Below are 24,172 nucleotides of genomic sequence, written 5' to 3' on the forward strand. Positions count from 1 at the left end.
TCGATGCCCCTTGGCAAGCTTTTGTGAACAATCCCGAAACAGTCTGCCAATCAGCGCCGGAGCTGGGACTCGATGCGGGCGATGCTTTCCTTCAATCCGGGCTCGTCAGTGATCCGCTCGCCAACTTTCTTGCAGGCGTGGATGACCGTTCCATGGTCGCGGCCACCGAAAGCCTCGCCGATTTCCATCAGCGAACCCTTGGTCAGCGAGCGGCTCAAATACATGGCGATCTGCCGGGGAAACGCGATGCTCGCGGGCCGGCGGCGACTGGTCATGTCGGCAAGGCGGACGTCGAAATGTTCGGCCACGGCCTTCTGAATGGAATCAATGCTGACTTGGCGGCTGGCCTCCTCGCGGATCAGGTCCTTGAGCAGGTGCTCGACCTTCTCGACGGTCACGCTTTCGCCGGCCAAAGAAGCGTAGGTGGCGACCCGCATGAGCGCGCCCTCGAGACGGCGGACGTTGGTGCGGATTTTCTCGGCGAGGAAGGTGAGGATGGATTCATCGACGCGGACTTTCCAGTCCATCGCCTTTTTCTTGAGAATCGCCATCCGGGTCTCCATCAGCGGCGGCTGCATCTCGACGGTGAGGCCGCACTCGAAGCGGGAAATCAACCGGGGCTCGAGACTCTTGATCTCGCAAGCCGGGCGATCGCAGGTGAGGACGACCTGGTTGCGGCCGTCGAGCAGGGTGTTGAAGGTGTGGAAAAACTCCTCCTGCGAGCGGTCCTTGCCACCAAGGAACTGCACGTCGTCGATGAGCAGGACATCCGAGCTGCGGTAGCGGCGGCGGAATTTTTCGATGTCGCCCTTGCGGATGGCGTCGATGAACTCGTTGGTGAATTTCTCACAAGTCAGATAGATGACGCGCGATCCGGGCTGGCGGCGGAGGATCTCATGGCCGATGGCCTGCATGAGGTGGGTCTTGCCGAGACCGGGGCCGCCGTAGATGAAAAGCGGATTATAACCGATGCCGGTTTTCGTCGCGACCGACTCGCAGGCGGCGTGGGCGAACTGGCTGTTAGCTCCGACGACGAAGCTGGCGAACGTGTGCGCCGGATTGAGTCCGGCGGCCTTGGTGCGGCGGTCGAGCGCCTCGCCTTCGAGCGCGGCGGCCTTGGTGGGACGCGCAGGTGATGAAATCTGATGGACGACAGCGCCGTCGGGACTTTCGTTAGAAACCGCGGTGTCTTCGCTGACCACCACCCTGACATCGCGAACGTCGTCAAAGATTCCGGTCACCGCCATCGTCAGCTCAGGCAGGTAGTTCGTCTCGATCCACACCTGATGGATTTCGCCCGGCACCGCGATCGAAGCCACATCGTCCTCGACTCCGAGCCAGCGTGCGGCACCGAACCAACGTTGGAATGCGTCACGGCTAACCATGGTTTGCAAGACGCCGCGAACATCGTCCCATCCTCCGATTTCCGAAGACAATTCCCCATCCCTATCCGCCATTTCCCGCTCCACCAATTCCTCCGGTTCCATTGTCGATCTGTCTTTTTTGAAAATTTCTGGGTTGCCGTCTGCCACGCACTCCCCCGAGTTGCGCCGTGCGGCGAGGTGGGAAACATGGACAGCCTGAATGGATCCGGGAAAGTGTTTTCGCATACATCTAACATTTGATCGTGAGGAGCCGTATTCCACAAGGGTTCCACGGATCGGTTTTTTTAAAAACTTGCCAGCCGATTTACTTCACATTCCCGAAGCATCAACGAGGTCGTCACATTGCGATCGGCGGATCCGTTTGAAATCCAGTCACTCGCATGTGACAATTCCGTTATATTTCGAAACCGTCGGCCTGCGTTCGTGACGCTTGTGAATTGAGTCTTTGAGATTCAGCGGGCGAGGGTGGCGGACTCGCGCGAACCCTTGAAACAAAGGGCCACAGAGACAGTCACCAAGGTGCCCGCAAGAACACGCCAGGTGAATTCGATCGTCGGCATCCAGTCGAAATTTGTGTAGAGTTCCTTGCCCCTCACCATTTTCCAAACTTCGTTGGGAAGGTCGCTCAGATAAGCGACAGCGACGATGCCCGCAAACATCGCAATCACGTTGCCTGTCTCGCTGCCACGTGTTTTCGTGAACAGTCCGACGATGAAAATTCCCAGCAGCGATCCGTACGTGTAGCCGAAGCTGCCAAGGATGATGCCGATGATGCTGAGACTTGGATTGTGGGCCTTCACCAACGCCGTCAGCAGTCCCACCAGGATCAGCACGAAGGCGAAGGCCACGGTGCTGAGCTTGATGATCCGCACCCGCGCGTGATCATCCTGAGGCGTCTTGAACCAGCGGAAATGGAAATCGCGCGAATAACTGGTTGCGAGAGAATTCATCGCCGTGCCGAGCGAACCCATTGTCGTGGCGAGCACGCCGGCGACGACCAGCCCGCGGAGCCCGCCGGGCATCACGTTCACCACGAAAAAGGGGAAAATCCGTGTGTTGTCCGGAGTGCCCTTCGGTGTCATCGGCAACAGCTGATCATGGACTACGTTGCCGTAGTAAACCGAAAGCAGGATTCCGATGGTTAGAACGGCGAACGTCACCGGGATGTCGGCCAGTCCTGATAGAATCGTGGCCACCGCGCTCTGGCGCTTGTTCTTCGCGGTGAGCATCCGCTGGACCATGTCCTGATCGGTGCCATGGGTTGCAAGCGTTACAAACAACGAGCCGAACAACGCCGCCCACACCGAGTATTCGCTTTCCAACAGACTCTTGATGCCACCCCACGTGGCACCATATTTAGCAACGAATTTCGGAGTCGCCGGCACATCCCCCTTCCATTCCCAGAGCTTCAGATCGTGAGGCCCCGTGAGATGCGATTTCGCCCCCTCCCAGCCACCGGGAATGTGGCCAAGAAGATACCAGACGGAAAACCCGAGCGCGCCGAACAGCACCGCGATTTGCAACACGTCCGTCCAGATCACCGCCTTGATCCCGCCGATCGCGGTGTAGGCGGCCGTTAGAATCGTGATCAGAATCAGCGCCCCGCCGGTGACCCAGAACTGCTGCCAATTTCCCAACGTCTGCCCGGGATTCATCTGATTCCAGATCACCACCATCAGCAGTGTCGGCACCCACAGCCTCGAACCACTGGCCAGCGAGCGGGTTACCAGGAAAATCACGCTCGCCACACTCCGCGTCCGCGGGCCGAAGCGGATTTCGAGAAACTCGTAAATACTCACCACGTTGTGTTTGTAAAACGCCGGGATAAACACCGCGCTGACGATGACCCGCGCCATCAGGTAGCCCATCATCAACTGCGCGTAGGTGTAATTCCGCAGCCGGAAGCCCTCGCCCGGCGTGCCGAAAAACGTGCCCGCGCTGATTTCCGAGGCGAGGATCGACGCCAGCACCGCCCACCACGGGATCGACCGGCCGCCGAGTGCGAAATCCGCGACATTGTTGTTCCGGCGGCTGAAATGCCACCCGATGCCGATGATGATCGCGAAATAAACTCCGATGATGACGAGATCAAACCCCAGTGCCGACATGCGCCGCATGCTACGGCCCGTATTCCTCCTTCCAAGCCCCAAGTTTCAATGGCTAAGCTACCCGAACGTGTGATGGACGCGTCCGACACCCTGCCCTTGAATTGATCCATGAAAAACCCTTTTTCAAATGCCTGTTCCCGCCGCGGCTTGATCGTCCTGTTCAGCGGCTTGCTTGCCCTCGGCCTGCTGCCGGTGTGCGCCGAAGACGACCGCCCCATCGTCAGCGACAAGGACGCGCCGAAGGAAAATGTCGCGAAAAACAACCTGCCCACGCTCTGGATCGCCGGCGATTCGACGCTCCGCTCGAACGCTCCCCTGCGCGGCTGGGGCCAGGACCTTGGCACGTTTTTCGATCCGAAGAAAATCAACGTCGTCAACCGCGCCATCGGCGGCCGTTCGTCGCGCACGTTTTTCACCGAAGGCCGCTGGAAGGAAATCCTCGACGGCATCAAGCCCGGCGATTTCGTCATCATCCAGTTCGGCCACAACGACGTCGGCGCGCTGGATGAAAAAGGGAAATTCCGCGGCTCGGTGAAAGGCATCGGCGACGGGACCGAAAAAGTCGCCAAGCCCGACGGCACGATCGAGGAAGTCCACAGCTACGGTTGGTATCTGAAGGAAATGGCCCGCACCGCGCGGGAGAAAAAAGCCAAGGTCATCCTCTGCTCGCCGGTGCCCCACATGAAATTCGACCGCGACGGGAAATCCGTCCACGACTGGAAAGAATATCGTGGCTATGTCGAGGCCTGCGCGAAATCCGAACACGCCATCTATCTCGATCTGGCGGAACGCATCGGCAACGCCTACGACAAACTCGATCAGGAAACGATCAAAAGCTACTTCGCCGACAAAGGCACCCACACCAGCGCCACCGGCTCGCTCTTCAACGCGAAACAAGTCGTCTCCGGCCTCCGCTCCATCCCCACCGCGCCGCTGGATATCTATCTGAATGCGGCGGGAAAGGAAGTTCCTGCTTCATGAGCGGTCCTGACCGTTCTGCAACTCATGATAGACCCGGATTGCGGCGTAGGCGTCGTTCGCGGCGTAGATCAACTGCGAGTCGGACAGACGGGGCAGCGACCAGTTTGACATGGTGACGGATTTCGATTTCGGAAACTTCCGGTTGAAGAGAACCGCGATCGCGGACTTCGCGCCGAGCGAGTTCCGGTAGCCAAGAGCCTTGAAGGATTTGTCGAGGTCCACGAGGGCGGCGGGGCGGAATCCGTAGCGATCGAAAATCTGTTGGAGATCCCCTTTCAGGCCGAAGCCGATTTTGGTGAGTTTCGGCGACCGCAGCAACGAGACGACCGCGATTTCGCTCTCGGTGACGTGCGATTGGAAAATGAAGGCCTTTTCCCGGGTCGAAAACTGCAGCACGTGCGGGCCTTCGGATTTCTGGCCTTTGTGGAAGGTCGGCTTCGACTCGGTATCGAATCCCACGAAACCGGCGGCCATCAGTTCAGCTCTGGCGATTTCCGCCTGCTCCGCGTTGGTCACCACGAAAATTTCTCCAAGCCCGAGCCCGGAGAAAAGTTCCATGGCGGCGATTTCATCTTTCGTGGGCGGTGTGTCTGGAGAGTTCATGGGGAGAAGGGGCCGGGGGGCTTTGCTTCGGATTTGCCGATCATCCACGCGAAGCGGCGCGGGATCAAGCCTCCATTAGTTAGAAATTCGCAGGTCGTCATTTTACCAAGGGAAGGCGCGCGGCACACTCTGCGCAGGGTTTGCCGGATTCACCATCGACCGTGGCGATTTTTCCAACGGCGTCCTGCATGAAGCAGCCTGCGGTCGGGCAATGATCGAGTCCGAAGGTGTGTCCGAGTTCGTGATTCACCACCTTGACCAAGCGGGCTTGGAAAAGCTTTGCGTCGGCCTTGCCGGCCCTCAGGCGGAAAGTGGAAATCACGCAGGCCCTGCCGCCCAGTTGGCCAAGCCCGAAGATTCCCCAGTCCTTGCCTTCATCATTCGTTGTCGAAATATCGCGGGCGGTGAAACCGATGACCTTGCTGATCCGCGGCGCAGCTTCCGCAGCCAGCACTTCGATGATGCCATCCGCCTTGTAGCGATCTCGCGGTGGATAATAAGCGGACTTCGGCAGCGGCTTCTCCGGCAGGACCTCGACGCTGACCGCGTAAAGCGCCTCGATTCCAGCTTGCACCCGTTGGACATCCGCTTGTTTCACCGGACCTAACGGCTGAATCGCCACCACCGGCGGAGGGTCGGCGAGCACTCCCGAAATCAGCGACCACAAGTACAAAAACGACACGCCGAAGATCTTCATCCTCATCGGCATATCCGAATTCCTTGGAGAGTGCGAGCGACGAATCGGTTTAACCCGAGCCAACCCAGACGGAGACCGGAACGGCCCTGCGGATTTTCCATACGACCTCCCGGAATCGAGCGGATTTGCCTTTTCGATGCGAACAAGACTCTTCATCTTGAAGCGCAATGACGGAGAAACCAAAGCTTGTCCAAGACGATCCCTGGCTTGAACCCCAACAAGGTGCCATCGAGCGGCGGATGCGGCAGTTTGATGATGCGCTCGCCGCCATCGAAAGCAGTTCAAAATCACTCGCCACGTATGCCACTGGCCATAAATATGTTGGCATTCATTTCCATCCGACGACTAACACCTGGACGGTCCGCGAGTGGGCTCCGGCAGCACAGGCGGTTTCACTGATCGGCGATTTCAACAACTGGAACCGCGATTCGCATCCGCTCACGGGATCGGACAGCGGAGTTTGGAAACTCGAACTGCCGGGCGACGCGCTTGTCCACGGGCAGAAGGTGAAGCTCCACATCGTCGGCGCGGACGGTTCGCGGCGCGACCGCATTCCGGCGTGCATCCGCCGCGCGGTGCAGGATCCTACGACGCACGATTACTGCGGGCAGATCTGGAACACGCCGAAACCGTACGTTTGGAAAAACGAGTTCGATCCGGCGACGATTACCGCGCCGTTGATTTACGAATCGCATGTCGGCATGGGTGGTGAAGAGCCGCGGGTGCACACCTATCGGGAATTCGCGGATACCGTTTTGCCCCGGATCTCGAAACTCGGCTACAACACCCTGCAAATGATGGCCGTGCAGGAGCATCCTTATTACGGTTCCTTCGGCTATCACGTCTCGTCGTTCTTCGCTCCGTGCTCGCGCTTCGGCACGCCGGAGGATTTGAAATATCTCATCGACTCGGCGCACGGCCTGGGGATCGCGGTGCTGCTAGACGTCGTCCACTCGCACGCCGTGAAAAACATGGCGGAAGGACTCAACAACTTCGACGGTTCCGGCCACCAGTATTTCCATGACGGCCCGCTCGGTGATCATCCGGGCTGGGACTCGAAATGCTTCGACTACGGCCGTCCGGAAGTGCGGCAGTTCCTTTTATCCAACATTCGCTACTGGCTGGAGGAATTCCGCTTCGACGGCTTCCGCTTCGATGGGGTGACCTCGATGCTTTATTACTCCCGCGGGATGAAATCCTTCGGCAGCTACGACGACTACTTCGGCGGCGACGCGGACGAGAACGCCATCCTCTATCTGAAACTCGCGAACAAGCTGATCCAGGAAATCAAGCCCGGTGCCATTTCCATCGGCGAAGACATGTCCGGCATGCCCGGCCTCTGCCGCCCGATCGCAGACGGCGGGGTCGGCTTTTCCTTCCGCCTCGCCATGGGCATCCCGGACTACTGGATCAAGCTGCTCAAGCACAGCCGCGACGAGGACTGGGACATGGGCGAGCTATGGGGTATCCTCGCTAACAGGCGCCACGGCGAGGCCACCATCGCCTACGCCGAGAGCCACGACCAGGCCCTCGTCGGCGACAAGACGCTGGCCTTCTGGCTGATGGACAAGGACATGTACTGGCACATGGGCAAGAAGGATCCGAACCCGGTCATCGAGCGCGGCATCGCCATGCACAAGTTGATCCGCCTCGTCACGCTGGTGTTAGGGGGCGAGGGCTGGCTGACATTCATGGGCAACGAATTCGGCCATCCCGAATGGCTCGATTTCCCGCGCGAGGGCAACGGCTGGTCCTATCACTATTGCCGCCGCCAATGGTCGCTGGTGGACAATCCCGATTTGAAATACGGCTGGCTGGCGGAGTTTGATCGCGAGCTGATGGAGTTCGCGAAAAATACCAATCTCCTCACCACTCCGCCCGCACAGAACCTCTATATCGACAATGGTCAGAAAATCATCGTCGCTGAACGGGCGAATCTGATCTTCGTCTTCAACTTCTCTGTCGGAAACTCCGTGTTCGGTTACCCGATCCACGTCCCCGGTTTGGAAACCCGCGAACTTGTGTTAGACACCGACACCGTCATCACCGGCGGTCATGGCAGGATCGATCACGCCTTCGACTATCCGGTGGATGAACACGGCGTGATGAAGGTTTACACGCCGTCGCGCAGCGGACTCGTTTTCGCGAAGCGGCAAGGTCCTCCCGCCTGAACGTAACGGGTGTAATTTTCCCCACGATTCCCAATCGCCGCGGGTGAACGTTTCGTGTTAATAGCCCGAGACAACGAATGAAAGTCACCAAAGTCTGCTGTCAGGGTTGCGGAGCCGATCTCCAAATCGACGAGTCGATTCGTTTTGTCACCTGCAACTATTGCAACGCCCGGCTCGAAGTCGTGCATGAAGACACGGTGACGCATACCAAGCGACTGGACAAAATCGAGCAGACCACGGATCAGATCGGCAAAAGGGTCAAGGTCATCGAACTCCAAAATCATGTGGAACAGCTCGACCGGGAATGGGAGAAGTTCCGCCAATCGGTTTCGACCAAATCTGAAAACGGAGAAATCATGGAACCAAAAACCGGGATGGCCATCGCAAATGGAATCATCGGTTTCCTGGCGGGCATCGCATTCATCGCAGTCGGTTTCGCGGGGCCGCAACCGCTGATAGGCATTTGCATCGGCATCTTCGCCATCGGCGTTTCCTTCTACATCATGCGGCACGGTCACTGGAAGGCGGAGCATTTCCAGCTCCAGAAATACCGTTACGAAACCGCCAGAAAGGGTTTGTTGCAGCAGTTGGACCAAGCCATGAAGGCATGAACGATCACGCTATGAAAATCACCAAAGTCTGCTGTCAGGGTTGCGGGGCCGATCTGCAGATCGACGAGTCGATTCGTTTCGTCACCTGTAACTATTGCAACGCCCGGCTCGAGGTCGTGCATGACTCCACGGTCACGCACACGCGGCAGCTCGATAAGATCGAGAAGACCACCGACCAGCTCGTCAACAAGGTCAAGGTGCTCGAGCTCCAGAACGACCTCGAACGCCTGGACCGTGAATGGGACAACCGGCGGGAAACGCTTCTTGTTAGAAACAAACACGGCAACGTCTCCGAGCCCTCGTCCGCCGGTTCCATGATCGGCGGCATGATCGCGATCGTTTTCGGGATTTTTTGGATCAGCATGGCGGCTTCAATCGGAGCCCCCGGCTTCTTCCCGCTTTTCGGCCTCGTTTTCATCGGCGTCGCCGTTTTCAACATGGTCAACGGCACGGCGAAAGCGGGAGCCTACAGGAACCACCAAAGTGATTATGAATCCCGGCGGCAACAATTGATCGACCGCATCGAGCGGGAACGGAATTCCTGAAGTTCGGGATTTCTCCGGCACCCCGGCCGATTTCCTGATTGCTTCTGCCAAACGAAGGTGGGAATATGTAGGTGTATTAAAAACTCCTATTGTCCTATGAAAGAATTCTTTGACGCATGGAAGGAAGTGGACCGCAACAAAGTCGCGGCCTTATTGAGTGTGGTTCCCGGATTGGGCCATCTCTACAAACATCATTATATGTCCGGGCTCGGCATCATGACCGCCGGGAACGTGTTGATGGTGTTCATCGCCCTGTGGCTCGGCATCGCCACGCTCGGACTCGCTCTCATCGTGGTTCCTGCCATGTGGTTTGCGGGCATAGCTGCGTCCGCCTACTACGCGACGGACGAACATGGAATGCACCCGTGGCTCCACGTCTGGGATTACCGCCGGGCGAAGGTCAAGATGCTGGCGAAAAAGGCGTGAGCGGTTTTCTGAAACTACCAGCTACTGACTCACGGTCAGGCGGATGAAACGGGACGGCCGGCAGTCCCCATTAAATCCATGTCCGCGGTTTCTCCGGATATTCTAGCAAGGGACTTCGCGGAACCGGTCGTTTCCTCCAAATGAAACTTGGAGCATTGCAAGGTCGCGGCTAAGGATACATCAACCCATGACGCCGAACGCCACCCACAAGCATCTTTTCTATTCTGAAATGGCCAAGCTGCTGGAGGCGGGATTCGACATCCGCAAGGCGGCGGCGGTGCTGATGGACACGCAACTTCCGGCGCAACAAGCGGCATTGCTCAAGGATCTGAATCACGGCTTGGAATCCGGAGAAACCATCGCGACCGCCTTCGGCAAGGACACCAAGTCGATCAGCGGGCTGGAGCGCAGCATCATCGGAGCCGGTGAACGCGGTGGAAAACTGGCCCCCGCGTTCCAGCACCTGGCCGACTACTTCGGCATGCTGGCTTCCGCCCGCCGCGAAATGATACAGGGGATGATCTATCCGATCATCATCCTCCATCTAGGAGTCATCATCGGGACCATCCCGATGGCCTTAATGCAGGCGACCCAGACGCCCGCGCAAATGCTGGGGAGTCTGGTGGTGAACCTGATCGTTCTTTATGTGGCGGCCTTCGTGCTCTTCATGGTGATCCGCGCTGTGTTGAAAATGGCCCCTGACAAACCGGGCATCGACCGTCTGATCAACCGCATTCCGTGGATCGGAAACACCCGGCGTAATCTGGCGATGGCGAGATTCTGCCGGGTCTATCATTCCTGCGTCCTCGCCGGAATTCCCATGAGCGAAACAGCTGCCATCGCAGCCGAGGCATCCCAAAGCGCACTCATCCGCATCGCGGGAAAACGGCTCGCGCAAGTGGCCAAGGAGGGCAATGCCCTCGGCCCTCAGTTCGTCGCCGAGGGCGCGTTTCCCAAAGCGTTCGCACGCTCCTACATGACCGGTGAGGAAGCCGGTACTTTGGACAAGGATCTCGGCCGTTGGTCAAAAGTATTTCAAGACAATGCCGAATCCGCTGCCAAGACCATGGGCGTGATGGTGCCCAAGGTGCTGTATTTTTTCATCATGATGTTTGTCGCCTGGAAGATCGTGAGTTTCTTCACAGGCTACTACAGCGGGATGGAGCACATGATGGAATGAAGCGCCTTCCGGTTTCTAACTTCTCAAAACAAAAAAGAAACGCCCGATCCCCTGTGAAGAGGATCGGGCGCTTTTGAGAGTTTCGCGTGATGCGGGAAACGCTGGATTACCAGCGACCGCCGCCACCACCACCGCCGCCGCCACGGCGATCACCGCCGCCGCCACCGCCGCCTTTGTAGCCACCGCCACCACCGCCGCCACGACGATCACCGCCGCCGCCGCCGCCACCGTAGCCGCCGCCACCACCGCCGCCGCCGTAGCCACCACCACCGCCGCCACTTGGACGGGATTCCTTGGGCTCGGAAGCATTCACGCGGAGAGCACGACCGTTGTAGTCGTATTCGTTGAGAGCCTCGATGGCTGCGTTCAACTGGGATTGATCACCGAGCGTCACGAAAGCAAATCCCTTGGATTGCCCGGTTTCACGGTCGGTGATGATTTTGACCCGTTCAACAGGTCCAAAAGCGGCGAAGAGGCCGGAGACGTCTCCTTCAGTAGCGGTGTAAGGCAGATTGCCCACGTAAATGTCCATTTGATTCAATTCTAATGACGCCATGCTGATTCAACACTTCCTCCGACCATGGCGTCACAGATCAAACAAAGAGCGAGAAAACTAACTTTCGCCGTTCAATCGACGTGTCAATAGGCTGCGCCGAAACCGAATGGCAAGATTTCATTTTATTTATATTCCGCTCATTACCAATCACGTCGCAGCCGCAGGCTTGATTTCGATTTGACTTCTCTGATCGAGATAGTCATTGGATATGAACTTTAATGTTCCATGAACTAGGAAAAACCCCTTGTGGTTTCCCGGTGCGGTGGTCCGTTAAGTGCCTCGGAAGGCAAATCCGCGACATGTCGAGCCCGTAGGACAGCGCCGCGCGACTGCCGAGTTTCAACCGATTTTCCGGTTCACCGCTTCATCCAGAAGCACATCCCGCATCCCGTATCATGTCCGCTTTTTCAAACCCACCTCGTGTTTTTTGCCTGATCTCATCGGTAATGATCGGCCTTTCTGTTTCCGCATCCGCCCAGTTCGATGCCGAGATCAACCGCCAGGTCTGGAAACAAAAATACGGCGTCCTCGACGCGCAAATGAGCGAGCAGGCCCCCTACACCGGCTGGCTTTCCCAAGATGCCGACGGCGATGGCGTGAAAAATAGCGCCGAGTTTCTCGCCGGAACCAATCCGTTCAAAAAGCTCCCTGCCGATCCGAATTTCCGTCCGCCCTCCGTCAACGGCAATCCATCCTCGCTCTCGCTCACCTTCCCCACCGTGCCGGGAAAACTTTACGGCGTGGAAAGCAATGATTCGTTGTTAGGCGCATGGACGCGGGGTTCGCTGTCCAGTGTCACCGGAGACGGCACCAACAAAACACTCGTCGTCCCGAAGAGTGCGGGGAAATTTTTCCACCTCTCCGTGACCGATCAGGCGACCCAGGGCGACATGGTCAGCGATTGGGCGAAAATTGTTCTCGGACTCTCCGCCGGATCACCGATCGGATCTCAATCAAGTTTCAACAACACCACCCTCGCTTCCAATCTCCAGACGCAGAACGTCATCACCGTGATTCCCGTCGATCTCGCGGGAACCCAGCCTGGCGACGCCGCGACACCTGCCGGCGATTTCGCCGTCATCCGCATCACCCGATCCGGGCACATGTTGTTAGGCGATATCACCCTGCCCCTCACGAAAAGCGGCTCCGCAGTCGAGGGCGTCGATTTCGCGCCACTTCCCTCGTCGGTGACCTTTCCCGCGGGAGTCAAATCGCTCGATTTGAAAATCACCCCGCTCTTCAACGCCAGCCGCACCAGCAGCGCCACGGTTTTTCTAACTGCGAACGCGCCCGAATCCGCCGGTGCTTCGGGGAATTACGCGCTGGGCAGTCCCGCCTTCGCCGGCGTGACCCTCTATCCATCGGGCAGTGCGTCGGGCAACGGTCTAACAGGAACTTTCTATCCGGGCTCCAGCGCCACTTACGCCAGCACCCTCAACTTCGGCGATCAGGTCGCGACGACTTACGCCTACACCAAGAGCGGCACCAACTTCGGGACCGCGGTCGTTACTTACTTCGGAAATCCCGCCACCCCTTTGATCGCAGGAAACCAAGTCAGTCTGCAGTTCACCTCGTCGACCCTGAATATCTCGCCTTTTAACACGCTCAGGAACTACACGATCATCGCTCCCGTCACGGCCAACACGTTCACGGTGAATATCACGGGGACGACGGCTGCCAGCAGCACGGGCACTCCCACTTCGGTCATTGCGGGATTCAGTCCGCCGGTCGTCCGCCTCACCCCGTTGATCGATTCCACGTGGCTCTACGGCTCGCCGAATGGTAACAACTATGTGAACGTGGACAACTACTCGGCTGTTTGGGACGGCATGCTCTCTCCTCCCAGCACCGGGAATTATCTCTTCCGTCTGGATGCGGACGACAAGGCACAGGTTTCGATAGATCTGAACGACGGCAATGGTTATCAGGAAATCCTTCAGAACGGCTGGACCAGCCCAGCGACCGGTGGCTATAAGATCAGTGCTCCCATCGCTCTGCAAATCCCCGCGACACAGGCAGACCGTTACCCGATCCGCGTCAAGTTCGTGGAAACCACCGGCTCCGCCAAATGCAAGTTCCAGTGGCAACCGAGCGGCCAGGCATTCGCGAATATTCCCAGCGCGAATATTTGGGTGGATAAAGTCGCAACCATACCGGGCACCACCACTAACACCTGGACCGCCACCTACTATAACAATCCAACCTTCACTATTCCTGAGGCCCGGATCCAACTCGAACAGGCCGGAACCAACGAAGGCAACGGCGCGGGTGATTGGGGAACCGGCTCCCCGGACCCCATGGTCTTTCATAACAATTTCTCCAGCCGATGGGCCGGACAAGTCCTGCCGCAATACACGGAGACCTACTTCTTCGTCGTGAAGGCCAATCAAGGCGCGAAGCTGTGGGTAAACAACCAACTAATCATCGACAAATGGGCTGATGCCACAAGCGACCAGACTGGCTCGATCAGTCTCCAGGCGGGCGTGCTCTACGACATCAAGCTGGAACATTACGAAACAACCGGATCATGCGAAGCCCACCTCTCCTGGTACAGCGATGATCAGGCGAAACAAATCATCCCGACCAGCCGCCTGTTCCCGACCACCTCAGGAAGCACTCCGCTCGGTGGAAACCCTCCTGCCGGCAAGCCTACGATTACAAGCCCGCCCAATCCCGTTTATGTTCTCGGATCGGGCTCTCCTATCAGCCTGCCAATCACCACCAGCAACGGCGGAACCATCACCGCCAGCGGCCTGCCACCGTGGTTGACTCTTGTCAACGGCGTGCTCACCGGCACCCCTCCTGCGGCGGGAACCTATCAATTCACCGTCACCACGACCAATGCCGCCGGTTCCGGGAGCTCGGTCATCACCCTCGAAGTGCAGGCCGCCGAAGGAGTCCTGACCCGCGACCTGTGGACCTCGGGAGTGACCGGACCAGGATTGGCAAACGTCCCGTGGGCCTCGCCGCCATCCTCCAGCGATACGGTCGCCCTCGCCGAAGATGCCGTCACGACTTACGGCGCAAACACCGGCGAGCGCCTGCGCGGCTATTTCATCGCACCTGTTAGCGGAAACTATTACTTTTGGATCGCCGCCAGCAACACCGCGGAGTTGTGGATTTCAAACGACTCGGAACCGGTGAACAAGGTCCGCCGCGCCTTCGTTACTGATTCCCCGGCGCGCACTTGGAACGCCCAGCCCTCGCAGAAATCCCAGTGGCTCACCCTCGTCGCGGGCAGGAAATACTACATCGAGGCGCTTCACAACACCGGCACCAGCGCGGCGGGCAACCATCTATCCGTCGCCTGGTTCCTCGATCCTTCCGGCAACACCGCGAATCCGATCGCCAACGGCTGCCCGCCCGCCACACCGGCCGTCGGCGGAATCATTCCAAACCACGCGATTTCCTCGTGGGACAATCCGCCGACCACGACCATCCCCGGCACTCTTTATGTTACGAACCTCCAAGGCGCTCCGGACCTCGGCAACATCACCGGTACCGGCGGATCATTCCTCCGCGTGAATGGCAGCACCGCCGTCCTCCAATTGACCTACTCCGGCCTCACTTCCGGCGCGGTTTCGAAGAAACTCTATATCAGCGCGGACCAGGTCATTTTCGACCTCGGTGCCCAGGACAAGAACTACCCGGCACTGAAAACCACCGACGGCGGATTCACCTGGAACATGCAACCTGCCGATCTAACTGCTCTGAACAATGGCCAGGTCCGCATCGTCATCGCCACCGTCGATCATCCCGACGGCGAACTCTCGGGCACTTTCGGAAAAACCGCCGGCTCGCAGACAGCGCCTGCCGTCCCTGCCTCTCCAACATGGACCGACGACCATTCCACCAGCGACGCCGCGAACTCACGCTTTCTTTCCCAAACGACCTTCGGTCCATCCCAAACGGACATGAACACGGTCAAGACAAGCGGCTATCGCGCTTGGATCGACACCCAGATGGATGGGACCGCCACTCCGCCGACCCGCAACATTCCCTATTTGTTAGCCAACCCCGGAACCGATCCCGGCAACCAGTTCAGCAGTGTCGTGCTTTTCAATTCATGGTGGAAAAACTCCGTCACCGCACCCGACCAGCTCCGGCAGCGTGCCGCCTTCGCGCTCAGTGAAATCCTCGTCGTTTCCGATGTCGGCCCACTGAACAACAACGGCCGCGTGCTCGGCGATTACTATGACACGATGCTCGATTCCTGTTTCGGGAATTTCCGCGACATCCTCAAGCAGGTCACCCTCAGCCCGGCGATGGGCGTCTATCTCGACATGCGCGGCAACTCCGCGGGCAGCATCGTCACCGGTGTCCATCCGAATGAAAACTACGCGCGTGAAATCCTCCAGCTTTTCTCCGCCGGACTCTATCGGGTCTGGCCAAACGGCACGCTGGTTCTCGATTCCAAGGGCAACGCCGTCCCGACTTACGACCAGAGCGTCATCACCGGCATGGCCCGCGTCTTCACCGGCTGGACCTGGGCCCAACCGGTCGGCAGCAGGCTCCCCACCGGTTTCAGCCCGGCTGACAATTACCTCGATCCCATGGTTCTCGTTCCCGTGAAGCACGAACTCGGCACCAAGATCCTGTTGGACAGCGTCATTCTGCCGGCCGCCACCTTCACCACCCAGTCAGACGGCACCAACGAAACAAATCCCCTGGCTCCCGTCTATACCGTGCAGGCCCGCGCCACCGCCACCGATCCGCTGACGGACATGGTCATCACTAACATGTATGACCGCAACGGCCTGCGCGACCTCGAGGTGACCCTCGACAACATCCTTAACAACTCCGCCACCGGACCTTACATCTGCCGCCAGCTCATCCAGCGACTTGTGACGAGTCATCCGAAGCCGGACTACATCCACCGCGTGGTGCGCGCCTTCAATGGCGAGCAGAACATCGACGGCGTCCGCACCGGGGTTCGCGGCGACATGAAGGATGTCTTTCGCGCCATCCTACTCGACTACGAAGCACGCTCCACCGCAGCCGCCGCCGATCCACAGTTCGGCAAACAGCGCGAACCGGTTCTCCGCATCACCGGACCGGCACGGGCGTTTCCCGCGATCGGGATTTCCGGAGCCACCTATCGCGGACTCGGTTATCAACAGATGCTGGTCACCACCACCAATCCCCACCGCCTCGGTGAAAACGAGACCGCCTATCTGGATACCTTCACCGATCTAACTCCCGGCGGCAGCAAGCTCCCCACGGAAGGAACCTACACCGTCAAGAACACCGTCCCGACTTACAATGTGATCGGCAGCGTCGCGGTCCCGTCCAGCCTCGTCACCATCAACGCGCCAGGCTATCAGGCGGGAGACGTCGTGAAATTGCAATTCACCTCCGGCACGGTATCCACAACCGGAACGTTCAACACGGTGCAGACCTACACCGTGCAGTCCGCCACGCCTTCGAACTTCGTCATCAACCTCGGCACCAACTTCACCGCCAACATCAGCGGAAACACGTTGATGCCTTACAACTTCACAGTCGACGGCACTTCGCTCACTTCCGTGAACTACAACGTCGTCGGCACCACCGTCACCGTTACTGCGTCGGGCTACGTCGCGGGGCAAAAGTTGTATTTGAAATTCGCAACCGGCGGGCTGCAAGGCATCGGTATCGACGGCACCTACACCATCGACAGCTCCACCGGCACTACCTTCAATGTGACGCTGGCAGCCGTCCCCGCGAGCCTCGTCAGCGGCAAGGTGCTCATTCCTAAAATCGCTGGTGGCTACAAGGTCGTCACCACCGGCGGGGTTTCGACGATCACCTTCTACACGGCGGGAAATCACAACCTGAACGTCAACGACACGGTGCAGGTCGATTTCCTCACTACGAACACACCCACCGGCGCCACCGACGGCATCTACACGGTGACTGCTTTTATCAGCCCTACCATCTTCAGCATCGCGGCACCGACTGTGATCAGCGACGGCACGCAAGGCGGCAGTGGCATGGTCGGTTATCCGCTCGTCGCCCCGCCGTGGGCGCGCAACGGCACGCTCAATATCACCATGAACACTTGGAACATCAGCTACACCCAGAACGATCTCAACCAGACGCCGATCAACTCCACTACGGTCTTCAACTTCTTCTATCCGGACTACAAGTATCCCGGAGCAATGGCCGCCGCTGGGATGACCACGCCGGAGTTCCAACTTTCCAACGACTCGAACACTATGAACCTGACCAACGCCATCACCAGCACTGCCATTGGTTCGGGAAATACGAACGGTTACTCCAGCTACAAGAGCAACGCCATCACGCTGGATCTCTCGCCCTACATGACATCTCCCCTAACAAACGACGCGGGTATTCCGGGTCTCGTGGACACGCTTGGCACTTTTCTCACCGGCTCCACCCTGACTCCTGCCGCGCGGACCACGGTCATCGACTACGCCAAGAGCCTTCCCTACACCACACCGAAGAACACCGAGATGCGCGACCGCGTCCGGGCCATCGTCCATCTCATCGTCACGTCCGCCGAGTTCGCCATTCAAAAGTAATCCCGCACATGAAACCGGAAATCCACCTGCCCTACATTTCCCGCCGCAATTTCCTGCGCCGGACGATTCCCGCCGCGCTTGGGGCGACCGTCCTCTCCAACACCATCCGCGAGCTGCACATCCTGAATACGGCGGTGGCCCAACAGCCGCAGCTTACCGACTACAAGGCGCTCGTCTGTATTTTCCTGAACGGCGGAAATGACTCAAACAACCTGATCATCCCGACCATCCCCGCAGAATGGGACAACTACGCCGCGATCCGCACCGCAGCGCTCGCCATTCCTAACACCGATGGTAGTCCGGCGACCGCGCTGGCCTTGAATTCAAAAAACGGACAGCCCGGATTCCCTGGTCCGGACAACCACACCTATGGCTTCCACCCGGCGATGCCGGAATTGAGAAACCTTTTCAATCAGGGCTTTGTGGCTCCCGTTTTCAATATCGGCACCCTCAGCTTCCCCCTAACCAAAGTCCAATACAGCACCAAGAGCGTGCCCCGCCCGCCGCAGCTTTTCTCCCACAGCGACCAACAGACCCAGTGGCAGACTTCCCTGCCGGACCAGACCTACTCCAGCGGCTGGGGCGGCCGCATCTCCGACCTCATGACCTCTCCGGTCAACGTCAACGCAGGGGGGCTCATCTCGATGGCCGTGACTCTCGCCGGATCTAACATTTTTGAAGTCGGCAACGCGAACACCTCGCCGCAATATGCCATCACCACCGGCGGAGCTGTCACCCTGAGCAGCGTGTCAGGTGCCCGGAGGACCGCGCTGGATGCATTTCTCGGCACCGACAAGGCTTCCACCAACCTCCAGACCAAGGCCTACGCGGAAATTCTCGACCACTCCATCGACCAGGCGGAAATCCTCAGCAGCCTGCTCTCCATCCAGAACACTTCGGGCCCACTCAACGGCCAACCAACAGGCGGCCCACCGACTTGGTTCAGCCGTTTTCCCGGGAACGTCACCACGCCTAACGGAGGATCCACCTTTGGCTCCGGACTGATGAGCCAGATGAAAATGGTCGCCCGCCTTATCGAGCTCGGCAGCAAGTCCACCGCCCTCGGCGTGAACGGACTCGGCATGAAGCGTCAGATTTTCTTCATTCAGGTCGGCGGGTACGATACCCACACCAACCAAACTAACAACCAAGGCCAGACCTCCACCGACAATGCGAAGGTGATCATCGGCAGCCACGCCAACCTCCTCGCGGAACTCAGCCAGGCAATGAATGCCCTGCATCTCGCCATGGGCGACATCGGCGTCCGGCCAGGCCAATCCACCAGTCTCCAGAACCAGGTCACGTCCTTCACTGTCAGCGATTTTGCCCGCACCTTCCCCTGCAACGGCTTCGGCAGCGACCACGGCTGGGGCGGTCACCACATTGTCTGCGGCGGCGCGGTCAAGGGCGGCGCGACTTACGGAAAGTTCCCGACCCTCGCGGTCAACGGCCCGGACGACACCGACACCGGCCGCTGGATCCCCACCACTTCGGTCGATCAATATGCCGCGACCCTCGCCTCGTGGTTCGGTGTGGATTCCGACAACCTTGACACCGTCTTCCCCAACCTCGGCCGGTTCTCGACTCCCAATCTCGGCTTCATCTAACTGTGAAGAAGATTTCCCGAATTTTCATCCTGCTGCTGGCGGCAGCGATGACCCTCATTTTCGCATGGAGAAATCCATCCGCCAAAACGCCGCCAAAACGTCCCGAGCCCGCCGCCACCTCGGGCCCCACGCCCGCCGCAGAATCTGTTAGCAGTGATGCCGGCCAGCCGCCGGCTCCGGTCGCCGAACCTCCGGCACCGGTGAAACCACACACCGAGGAATCCCGGGCCTCCAGCCGCCGCGACCTCGCGAATCCGCTGGTAACATCGTCGTTTCAGGAAGCAACGAAATCCTCCGTCGCCGGATCGGACTCGCCCATCGCCGCCGATCTCGACAAAATCAACCTGATGTTCCGCGACTACCGGACGCTCATGGGCGAAAATCCGGTGGGCACCAACGCCGAGATCATGAAAGCTGTCATGGGAGGAAATCCCAAAAGCGCCATGTTAGGTCCGCCGGAAGGCCAATCCGTGAACGGGATCGGCGAACTCGTGGACAAATGGGGCAATCCCTATTTCTTCCATCAACTGACCCGCGACCTGATGGAAATCCGTTCCGCCGGACCTGATGGCAGGCTCTGGAACGAAGACGACATCATTGGCAAATAGCCCGGCGCCGAACCAAGACGGTCACCACAAAACCTAACATCACCAAGGCGGGCACCGAAGGCTCGGGGATGTAAGTGATCACCAACTGCGGTGGAGGAGTCAGCGCGTTCGATTGCTCGGTGGAGGCGAATCGCCTGCCGCTGCCCACCGAATTTTCGCTCTGGCTCATCAGCATGAAACCGAAGTTTGAAGATGGATCCGCAAGCCATGATTCCACGTCATCAATCAGCTCGGTGGACGACCCCCACACGTAGAGCCCCACGTTTCCGACCGAGGTCGTCGCGCTCGGATTGCTGGAGAAATCGGTGCCGCTCAAGCCGCCCGGCGTCCCCCAGGAAATGGCCTGATAGTGACGCTCGTTCCAAGTCGCATCACCCGCCATCGCCACCGATCCGGTGACACTCGCACCGCTTCCCTCGCCCCAGCTCACCAGCATCCGGTGCAGGCTGAAATCCGACGCCACCGGTCCGCCGTGTTGGTCGGGATCCGGCTGGCGGGTGCAGTAAAGCATCACCTGAACTCCCGTCACCACCGCACCCGCCGGCAGCGAACTGAGATCAAAGCTGAACATCGCGCGAGAGCGGGATACCTGCTGGTTCGTCCCAGCCACCAGCGTTGCCGCACCGAGGTTGAAATCCGGCTTGCTCTCGAAAAGCGAGGTGTCGGAAACCGCGTCCAGCGTAAGCGTGGCGGCGGGCAGTTGCGAAACCATCGCGAGAAAAACAGGAAACCGCATCGCGATGGAAATCATTCTGCGGCCCAGTTTCATCGTGAGGAAGCTGTCTCAAGTTCCAGCAGATTTCAAGGCGGACTTCCCCCGTGCTCTGGGTTGCCGGAGATGGAGCCGATCAGAACTTCGAACAATTGATCGAATCGCAATCTCCGGCCGAAAAGACCAGCTGGTAATAATGGCATAAATCTTGTCCTGAAGATGAGCCCAATTTTGCAAGTCCTTGATATGGATCATGTCTCTCGAAATGCCGGAGCAGAAGGTGATATCAATGGAACGTTTCTGGAATAAAGGCCACTTTGTGTCATCTTACCAAGTGCGCGGTATGGCAGCAAAGCAGGCTGCAAGCGCACAAAACCAAACCGATTAAAACAATGAAAACCATCATCAAACTCACCACCACATCACTGTTAGGCATATTCGCCGCCACCGCCCACGCCGAAACCAAAATCGTCACTCAAGGCCGCGCGGGATATGCCGTGGTCCATGTCGATAACGGCCAATCCATGGCTCGGAACAATCCTCGGGAAACCAACGTCGCATTGGTTATGGAAAAGCCGGGCCAATCCACGGCCAGAGTCGAAACGATGGGCCGCGCGGGTTACCGTGTCGTTCCCGCCAATACCCAAGGCCGCTGAATCCAGCGTGATTCCGTAACCGGGGGCCGCATGGCACGGGGGATGCTTCGAGCTCCCCGTGCGCGGCCCTTTTTCCTTGCTCATTTTTCTCAGCGGAATCGCTGCGGCCGCCCCGGCGGACATCCCTTTCCGCATCACACGCGGCATGATCGTGGTGGACGCCACGATTCAGGGCTCGCAGCGTTCCATGTGTTTCATTCTCGACTCCGGTGCCGGCGAAACCGTCCTCGCCAAACGCACCGCCGCGGACCTTGAGCTTACCGTGACTTCCGGCGAGCGCATCCGAACCGTTCACGGAACGGAAAATGTCAGCCGCGCCGAAACCACCCACATCCATCTCGGCGGCACGACTAGCGCGTTGCTCTTTTCGGCCCGTCCACTGGTTGTCGATCTCTCAAGCGAATCACGCACCCTCGGATCACGGATCGATGGCCTGTTAGGAGTGGATTTTTTCCAAGGCCGGTCGATCAGAATTGATTTCCAAAAATCCCGCATCCACGTCTCCCCCGACGGAAAGCCCGGCCCGCTGGCCACCAAGCTACCGCTCACGCGCAGCCGCGGCGCGATGTTTGTCGGACTGACCGCGGCCGATTCGCCATTGCCTCGGGTCAGGCTGGATACCGGTTGTTGCCGGTCCCTTTGCTGGACGCCTCCCGATGGCTCCTCGCTCGGAAAACCGTGGAGCGACGGAAAAACCATGAAGATCGATGTGAACCTCGGACCGCTCGTCATGTCCGACGTCGCGACGGATGTTTACCGTCAGCCGTTATTTGCCGGCGAGGACGGGTTGTTAGGCACCGCGCTGCTCAGCCGTTTTGATTCAGTTTGGATCGACTCGGTCAACAACCGGATCGCCTTCGAAACTGTCCGGGACTAATCCTTCGCGGACTTCGGATCGAGTGCATCTCGTAATCCGTCGCCGAGGAAGTTGAGGGAGAAGAGGGTGGTGGCGAAGAACAGCGTGGGGAAGAAGAGTAGCCAAGGATTGGAGAGCATTCGATTGGCTCCTTCGTCGATGAGGATGCCCCACGAGCTGTAGGGAGGTTTCACGCCGAGACCAAGGAAGGAGAGGGTGGCTTCCAGCAACATGACGCCGGGAATTGTTAGCGTGGTGTAAACGATGATGGGGCCGAGCGTATTGGGCAGGATGTGGCGGAAGAGGATGCGGAAATGGCCGAGGCCAAGCGAGCGGGCGGCTTCGACGAATTCCTGCTTCGCGATACTCTGGACCTGTGCCCGCACAATCCGGGAGACGGTGAGCCACGAAAGCGCGCCGATGGCGATGAAGAGTGGCACGAGCGTGGTGATAGGCTCGACCCAGGCGGTGGTTTTGTTGATAGCGGAGCTGGGACTGCCGGGCGCAGTGAACCAGCCGACAACAAGCTTGGTGAGCTGCGCGGTAAGCGGTTCCAACGTTTTTCCCAACAGGATCACGACGATGAGGAACGGCAGCGCGTAGAGGATATCGACCACGCGCATCATGAACGCGTCGGTCTTGCCGCCGGCGTATCCGGAAAGGGCGCCCCAGCAGACGCCGATGGTGACGGAGACGAGGGTGGTGATGAGGCCGACGGCGATGGAAATGCGGCCGCCCGACAGGACACGCGAAAGGATATCGCGGCCGAGGTGATCGGTGCCGAACCAATGGCCGGCGGAAGGTCCGAAATTTTTGTTAGGAAGATTCTGGAGGTCGGGGTCCTGGATCAGCCCGGGGATGGCAGGCAGGATGATGCAGGCGGCGATGATGAGGAAAAGCGCGACAACGCTGATCATGGCCGCGCGGTTGCGGATGAGCCGGTGGCCCGCATCTTTCCAGAGCGAGCTGCTGGGTTCGTGGGAAGCTTCTGACATGGAAAAGCGGGTGTGGATTTCAGCGGCTGGCACGGAGCCGGGGATTGAGCCAAAGGCCGAGCAGGTCGGTTAGGAAATTTGCGATGATGATCAGGGTGCCGTAGAGCATGACGATGCCGAGGATCACCGGCGCGTCGCCGACCTCGATGGCCTTAATAAAATGCATCCCGAGGCCGGGCATCGCGAACACGCTCTCGATCACCACCGAGCCGGAAATAATCCCCGCGAAGGCCGGGCCGATGAAGGCGACCGCCGGAATGATGCCGCCGCGCAGGCAGTGGCGGATGAGCATCCGGAAGCTGCCCACGCCCTTGGCCTTGGCGGTGCGGATGTAGTCCTGGCTGAGGATTTCCAACATCCCGGCGCGGGTGAGACGGGAAAGGTAGGCGGCGGTGGCGAGTCCGAGCGTCACGGCGGGAAGCACCCACGAAGTCGGATCGGTCGGGTCCAAGCCCATCGCCGGCAGCAGGTTCATGCGGCGGCCGAACTGGTCCGCTAACAGCGGCCCGATGACGAAGGCGGGAATGCAGATGCCGATCATCGCCATCGCCATCGCCGAGTAATCCATAAGCGTGTTTTTCTTCCAAGCGGCGATGACGCCCAGCGGAATACCGATGCACATGGCGATGCACATGGCGGCGATCCCGAGCCGCAACGAAACGGGAAACGCTTGGGAAATGATTTCCGTCACCTCGCGCCCTTCGAGCCGCAAGCTCAGGCCGGGATCACCTTGAAGGAGGTTCTTGAGCTGCCGGAAATACTGGACCTGCACCGGTTGATCGAGTCCGTAGTAGGCTTCGATTTTCAACCGGATGTGCTCGGGGATTGCTTTCTCCGCGGATTTGAAGGGGCCGCCGGGGAGTGCCTTGATCAGGAAAAACGTGACCGTGAAGAGCACGAAGAGGACAAGGATTCCCTGGAGAAAGCGGCCGATGAGATTCTTGAGCATGA

The 24,172-nt window shown here is 59.0% G+C and carries 19 protein-coding genes; 11 read left to right on the top strand and 8 right to left on the bottom strand.

The window, feature by feature from the left end; all coding sequences use genetic code 11:
* Window positions 1-50 precede the first annotated feature (50 nt).
* Together dnaA and ABIQ96_RS02190 are read right to left on the bottom strand one after the other, a co-directional pair.
* A complete protein-coding gene (gene dnaA / locus ABIQ96_RS02185) occupies window positions 51-1,610 on the bottom strand; it encodes a chromosomal replication initiator protein DnaA (RefSeq protein ID WP_348212898.1) in 1,560 nt (519 codons plus the stop codon).
* Window positions 1,611-1,837: 227 nt separating this feature from the next.
* Window positions 1,838-3,502, bottom strand: a complete 1,665-nt coding sequence (locus ABIQ96_RS02190; protein WP_348212899.1) for a sodium:solute symporter — start codon at window positions 3,500-3,502, stop codon at window positions 1,838-1,840.
* A 99-nt stretch (window positions 3,503-3,601) separates the two neighbouring features.
* Between ABIQ96_RS02190 and ABIQ96_RS02195 the strand changes: the two genes are divergently transcribed.
* The gene (locus tag ABIQ96_RS02195) at window positions 3,602-4,474 is read left to right on the top strand and encodes a rhamnogalacturonan acetylesterase (RefSeq protein WP_348212900.1); all 873 of its coding nucleotides are present in this window, start codon (window positions 3,602-3,604) and stop codon (window positions 4,472-4,474) included.
* Here the strand turns inward: ABIQ96_RS02195 and ABIQ96_RS02200 are convergent.
* Both ABIQ96_RS02200 and ABIQ96_RS02205 read right to left on the bottom strand, forming a co-directional pair.
* Entirely contained in the window at window positions 4,469-5,077 is a 609-nt protein-coding gene (locus ABIQ96_RS02200) for a 3'-5' exonuclease (RefSeq protein ID WP_348212901.1), read from the bottom strand. The genes ABIQ96_RS02195 and ABIQ96_RS02200 overlap by 6 nt on opposite strands.
* 97 nt (window positions 5,078-5,174) lie before the next feature.
* Complete coding sequence (locus ABIQ96_RS02205) at window positions 5,175-5,780, bottom strand: archaemetzincin (protein WP_348212902.1); 606 nt, start codon at window positions 5,778-5,780, stop codon at window positions 5,175-5,177.
* Window positions 5,781-5,941: 161 nt separating this feature from the next.
* Between ABIQ96_RS02205 and ABIQ96_RS02210 the strand changes: the two genes are divergently transcribed.
* From ABIQ96_RS02210 to ABIQ96_RS02230, 5 genes are all read left to right on the top strand, one after another.
* Window positions 5,942-7,945, top strand: a complete 2,004-nt coding sequence (locus ABIQ96_RS02210; protein ID WP_348212903.1) for an alpha-amylase family glycosyl hydrolase — start codon at window positions 5,942-5,944, stop codon at window positions 7,943-7,945.
* Window positions 7,946-8,022: 77 nt separating this feature from the next.
* Entirely contained in the window at window positions 8,023-8,556 is a 534-nt protein-coding gene (locus ABIQ96_RS02215) for a hypothetical protein (protein WP_348212904.1), read from the top strand.
* 11 nt (window positions 8,557-8,567) lie between these two features.
* Window positions 8,568-9,101, top strand: a complete 534-nt coding sequence (locus ABIQ96_RS02220) for a hypothetical protein (RefSeq protein WP_348212905.1) — start codon at window positions 8,568-8,570, stop codon at window positions 9,099-9,101.
* A 96-nt stretch (window positions 9,102-9,197) separates the two neighbouring features.
* Entirely contained in the window at window positions 9,198-9,527 is a 330-nt protein-coding gene (locus ABIQ96_RS02225) for a hypothetical protein (RefSeq protein ID WP_348212906.1), read from the top strand.
* A gap of 187 nt (window positions 9,528-9,714) precedes the next feature.
* Window positions 9,715-10,707, top strand: coding sequence for a type II secretion system F family protein (locus tag ABIQ96_RS02230; RefSeq protein WP_348212907.1), 993 nt, complete (start codon window positions 9,715-9,717; stop codon window positions 10,705-10,707).
* A 106-nt stretch (window positions 10,708-10,813) separates the two neighbouring features.
* On the opposite strand, the gene ABIQ96_RS02235 is transcribed toward ABIQ96_RS02230, so the two are convergent.
* On the bottom strand, window positions 10,814-11,239 hold the full coding sequence (locus ABIQ96_RS02235; RefSeq protein WP_348212908.1) for an RNA-binding protein: 426 nt from the start codon (window positions 11,237-11,239) through the stop codon (window positions 10,814-10,816).
* Window positions 11,240-11,709: 470 nt separating this feature from the next.
* On the opposite strand from ABIQ96_RS02235, the gene ABIQ96_RS02240 reads away from it, so the two are divergent.
* Genes ABIQ96_RS02240 through ABIQ96_RS02250 form a run of 3 tightly spaced genes read left to right on the top strand, consistent with a single transcriptional unit; the run spans window position 11,710 to window position 20,002 of the window.
* Complete coding sequence (locus ABIQ96_RS02240) at window positions 11,710-17,787, top strand: DUF1800 family protein (protein WP_348212909.1); 6,078 nt, start codon at window positions 11,710-11,712, stop codon at window positions 17,785-17,787.
* Between the two features lie 8 nt (window positions 17,788-17,795).
* Window positions 17,796-19,394, top strand: a complete 1,599-nt coding sequence (locus ABIQ96_RS02245; protein WP_348212910.1) for a DUF1501 domain-containing protein — start codon at window positions 17,796-17,798, stop codon at window positions 19,392-19,394.
* A gap of 2 nt (window positions 19,395-19,396) precedes the next feature.
* Entirely contained in the window at window positions 19,397-20,002 is a 606-nt protein-coding gene (locus ABIQ96_RS02250) for a hypothetical protein (RefSeq protein ID WP_348212911.1), read from the top strand.
* On the opposite strand, the gene ABIQ96_RS02255 is transcribed toward ABIQ96_RS02250, so the two are convergent.
* Window positions 19,989-20,771 carry a DNRLRE domain-containing protein gene (locus ABIQ96_RS02255; protein WP_348212912.1) on the bottom strand — a complete coding sequence of 261 codons (783 nt, stop codon included), beginning with the start codon at window positions 20,769-20,771 and terminating at the stop codon, window positions 19,989-19,991. The genes ABIQ96_RS02250 and ABIQ96_RS02255 overlap by 14 nt on opposite strands.
* 335 nt (window positions 20,772-21,106) lie before the next feature.
* Between ABIQ96_RS02255 and ABIQ96_RS02260 the strand changes: the two genes are divergently transcribed.
* Together ABIQ96_RS02260 and ABIQ96_RS02265 are read left to right on the top strand one after the other, a co-directional pair.
* Complete coding sequence (locus ABIQ96_RS02260; protein WP_348212913.1) at window positions 21,107-21,370, top strand: hypothetical protein; 264 nt, start codon at window positions 21,107-21,109, stop codon at window positions 21,368-21,370.
* 76 nt (window positions 21,371-21,446) lie between these two features.
* Window positions 21,447-22,247 carry an aspartyl protease family protein gene (locus ABIQ96_RS02265; protein WP_348212914.1) on the top strand — a complete coding sequence of 267 codons (801 nt, stop codon included), beginning with the start codon at window positions 21,447-21,449 and terminating at the stop codon, window positions 22,245-22,247.
* Here the strand turns inward: ABIQ96_RS02265 and ABIQ96_RS02270 are convergent.
* Entirely contained in the window at window positions 22,244-23,221 is a 978-nt protein-coding gene (locus tag ABIQ96_RS02270) for an ABC transporter permease (protein ID WP_348212915.1), read from the bottom strand. The two genes, ABIQ96_RS02265 and ABIQ96_RS02270, sit on opposite strands and share 4 nt — an antisense overlap.
* Before the next feature lie 19 nt (window positions 23,222-23,240).
* A complete protein-coding gene (locus ABIQ96_RS02275; protein ID WP_348212916.1) occupies window positions 23,241-24,170 on the bottom strand; it encodes an ABC transporter permease in 930 nt (309 codons plus the stop codon).
* Window positions 24,171-24,172: the final 2 nt, after the last annotated feature.

Origin of the sequence: Luteolibacter sp., assembly GCF_039920825.1 — a bacterium.
In the GTDB taxonomy this organism is placed as follows: domain Bacteria; phylum Verrucomicrobiota; class Verrucomicrobiia; order Verrucomicrobiales; family Akkermansiaceae; genus Luteolibacter.

What these genes read in the sequence shown, in the direction of transcription:
- dnaA (WP_348212898.1), bottom strand. Translation starts at nt 1,610, where the DNA reads ATGCGAAAACACTTTCCCGGATCCATTCAGGCTGTCCATGTTTCCCAC.
- ABIQ96_RS02190 (WP_348212899.1), bottom strand. Translation starts at nt 3,502, where the DNA reads ATGCGGCGCATGTCGGCACTGGGGTTTGATCTCGTCATCATCGGAGTT.
- ABIQ96_RS02195 (WP_348212900.1), top strand. Translation starts at nt 3,602, where the DNA reads ATGAAAAACCCTTTTTCAAATGCCTGTTCCCGCCGCGGCTTGATCGTC.
- ABIQ96_RS02200 (WP_348212901.1), bottom strand. Translation starts at nt 5,077, where the DNA reads ATGAACTCTCCAGACACACCGCCCACGAAAGATGAAATCGCCGCCATG.
- ABIQ96_RS02205 (WP_348212902.1), bottom strand. Translation starts at nt 5,780, where the DNA reads ATGAGGATGAAGATCTTCGGCGTGTCGTTTTTGTACTTGTGGTCGCTG.
- ABIQ96_RS02210 (WP_348212903.1), top strand. Translation starts at nt 5,942, where the DNA reads ATGACGGAGAAACCAAAGCTTGTCCAAGACGATCCCTGGCTTGAACCC.
- ABIQ96_RS02215 (WP_348212904.1), top strand. Translation starts at nt 8,023, where the DNA reads ATGAAAGTCACCAAAGTCTGCTGTCAGGGTTGCGGAGCCGATCTCCAA.
- ABIQ96_RS02220 (WP_348212905.1), top strand. Translation starts at nt 8,568, where the DNA reads ATGAAAATCACCAAAGTCTGCTGTCAGGGTTGCGGGGCCGATCTGCAG.
- ABIQ96_RS02225 (WP_348212906.1), top strand. Translation starts at nt 9,198, where the DNA reads ATGAAAGAATTCTTTGACGCATGGAAGGAAGTGGACCGCAACAAAGTC.
- ABIQ96_RS02230 (WP_348212907.1), top strand. Translation starts at nt 9,715, where the DNA reads ATGACGCCGAACGCCACCCACAAGCATCTTTTCTATTCTGAAATGGCC.
- ABIQ96_RS02235 (WP_348212908.1), bottom strand. Translation starts at nt 11,239, where the DNA reads ATGGACATTTACGTGGGCAATCTGCCTTACACCGCTACTGAAGGAGAC.
- ABIQ96_RS02240 (WP_348212909.1), top strand. Translation starts at nt 11,710, where the DNA reads ATGATCGGCCTTTCTGTTTCCGCATCCGCCCAGTTCGATGCCGAGATC.
- ABIQ96_RS02245 (WP_348212910.1), top strand. Translation starts at nt 17,796, where the DNA reads ATGAAACCGGAAATCCACCTGCCCTACATTTCCCGCCGCAATTTCCTG.
- ABIQ96_RS02255 (WP_348212912.1), bottom strand. Translation starts at nt 20,771, where the DNA reads ATGAAACTGGGCCGCAGAATGATTTCCATCGCGATGCGGTTTCCTGTT.
- ABIQ96_RS02260 (WP_348212913.1), top strand. Translation starts at nt 21,107, where the DNA reads ATGAAAACCATCATCAAACTCACCACCACATCACTGTTAGGCATATTC.
- ABIQ96_RS02270 (WP_348212915.1), bottom strand. Translation starts at nt 23,221, where the DNA reads ATGTCAGAAGCTTCCCACGAACCCAGCAGCTCGCTCTGGAAAGATGCG.
- ABIQ96_RS02275 (WP_348212916.1), bottom strand. Translation starts at nt 24,170, where the DNA reads ATGCTCAAGAATCTCATCGGCCGCTTTCTCCAGGGAATCCTTGTCCTC.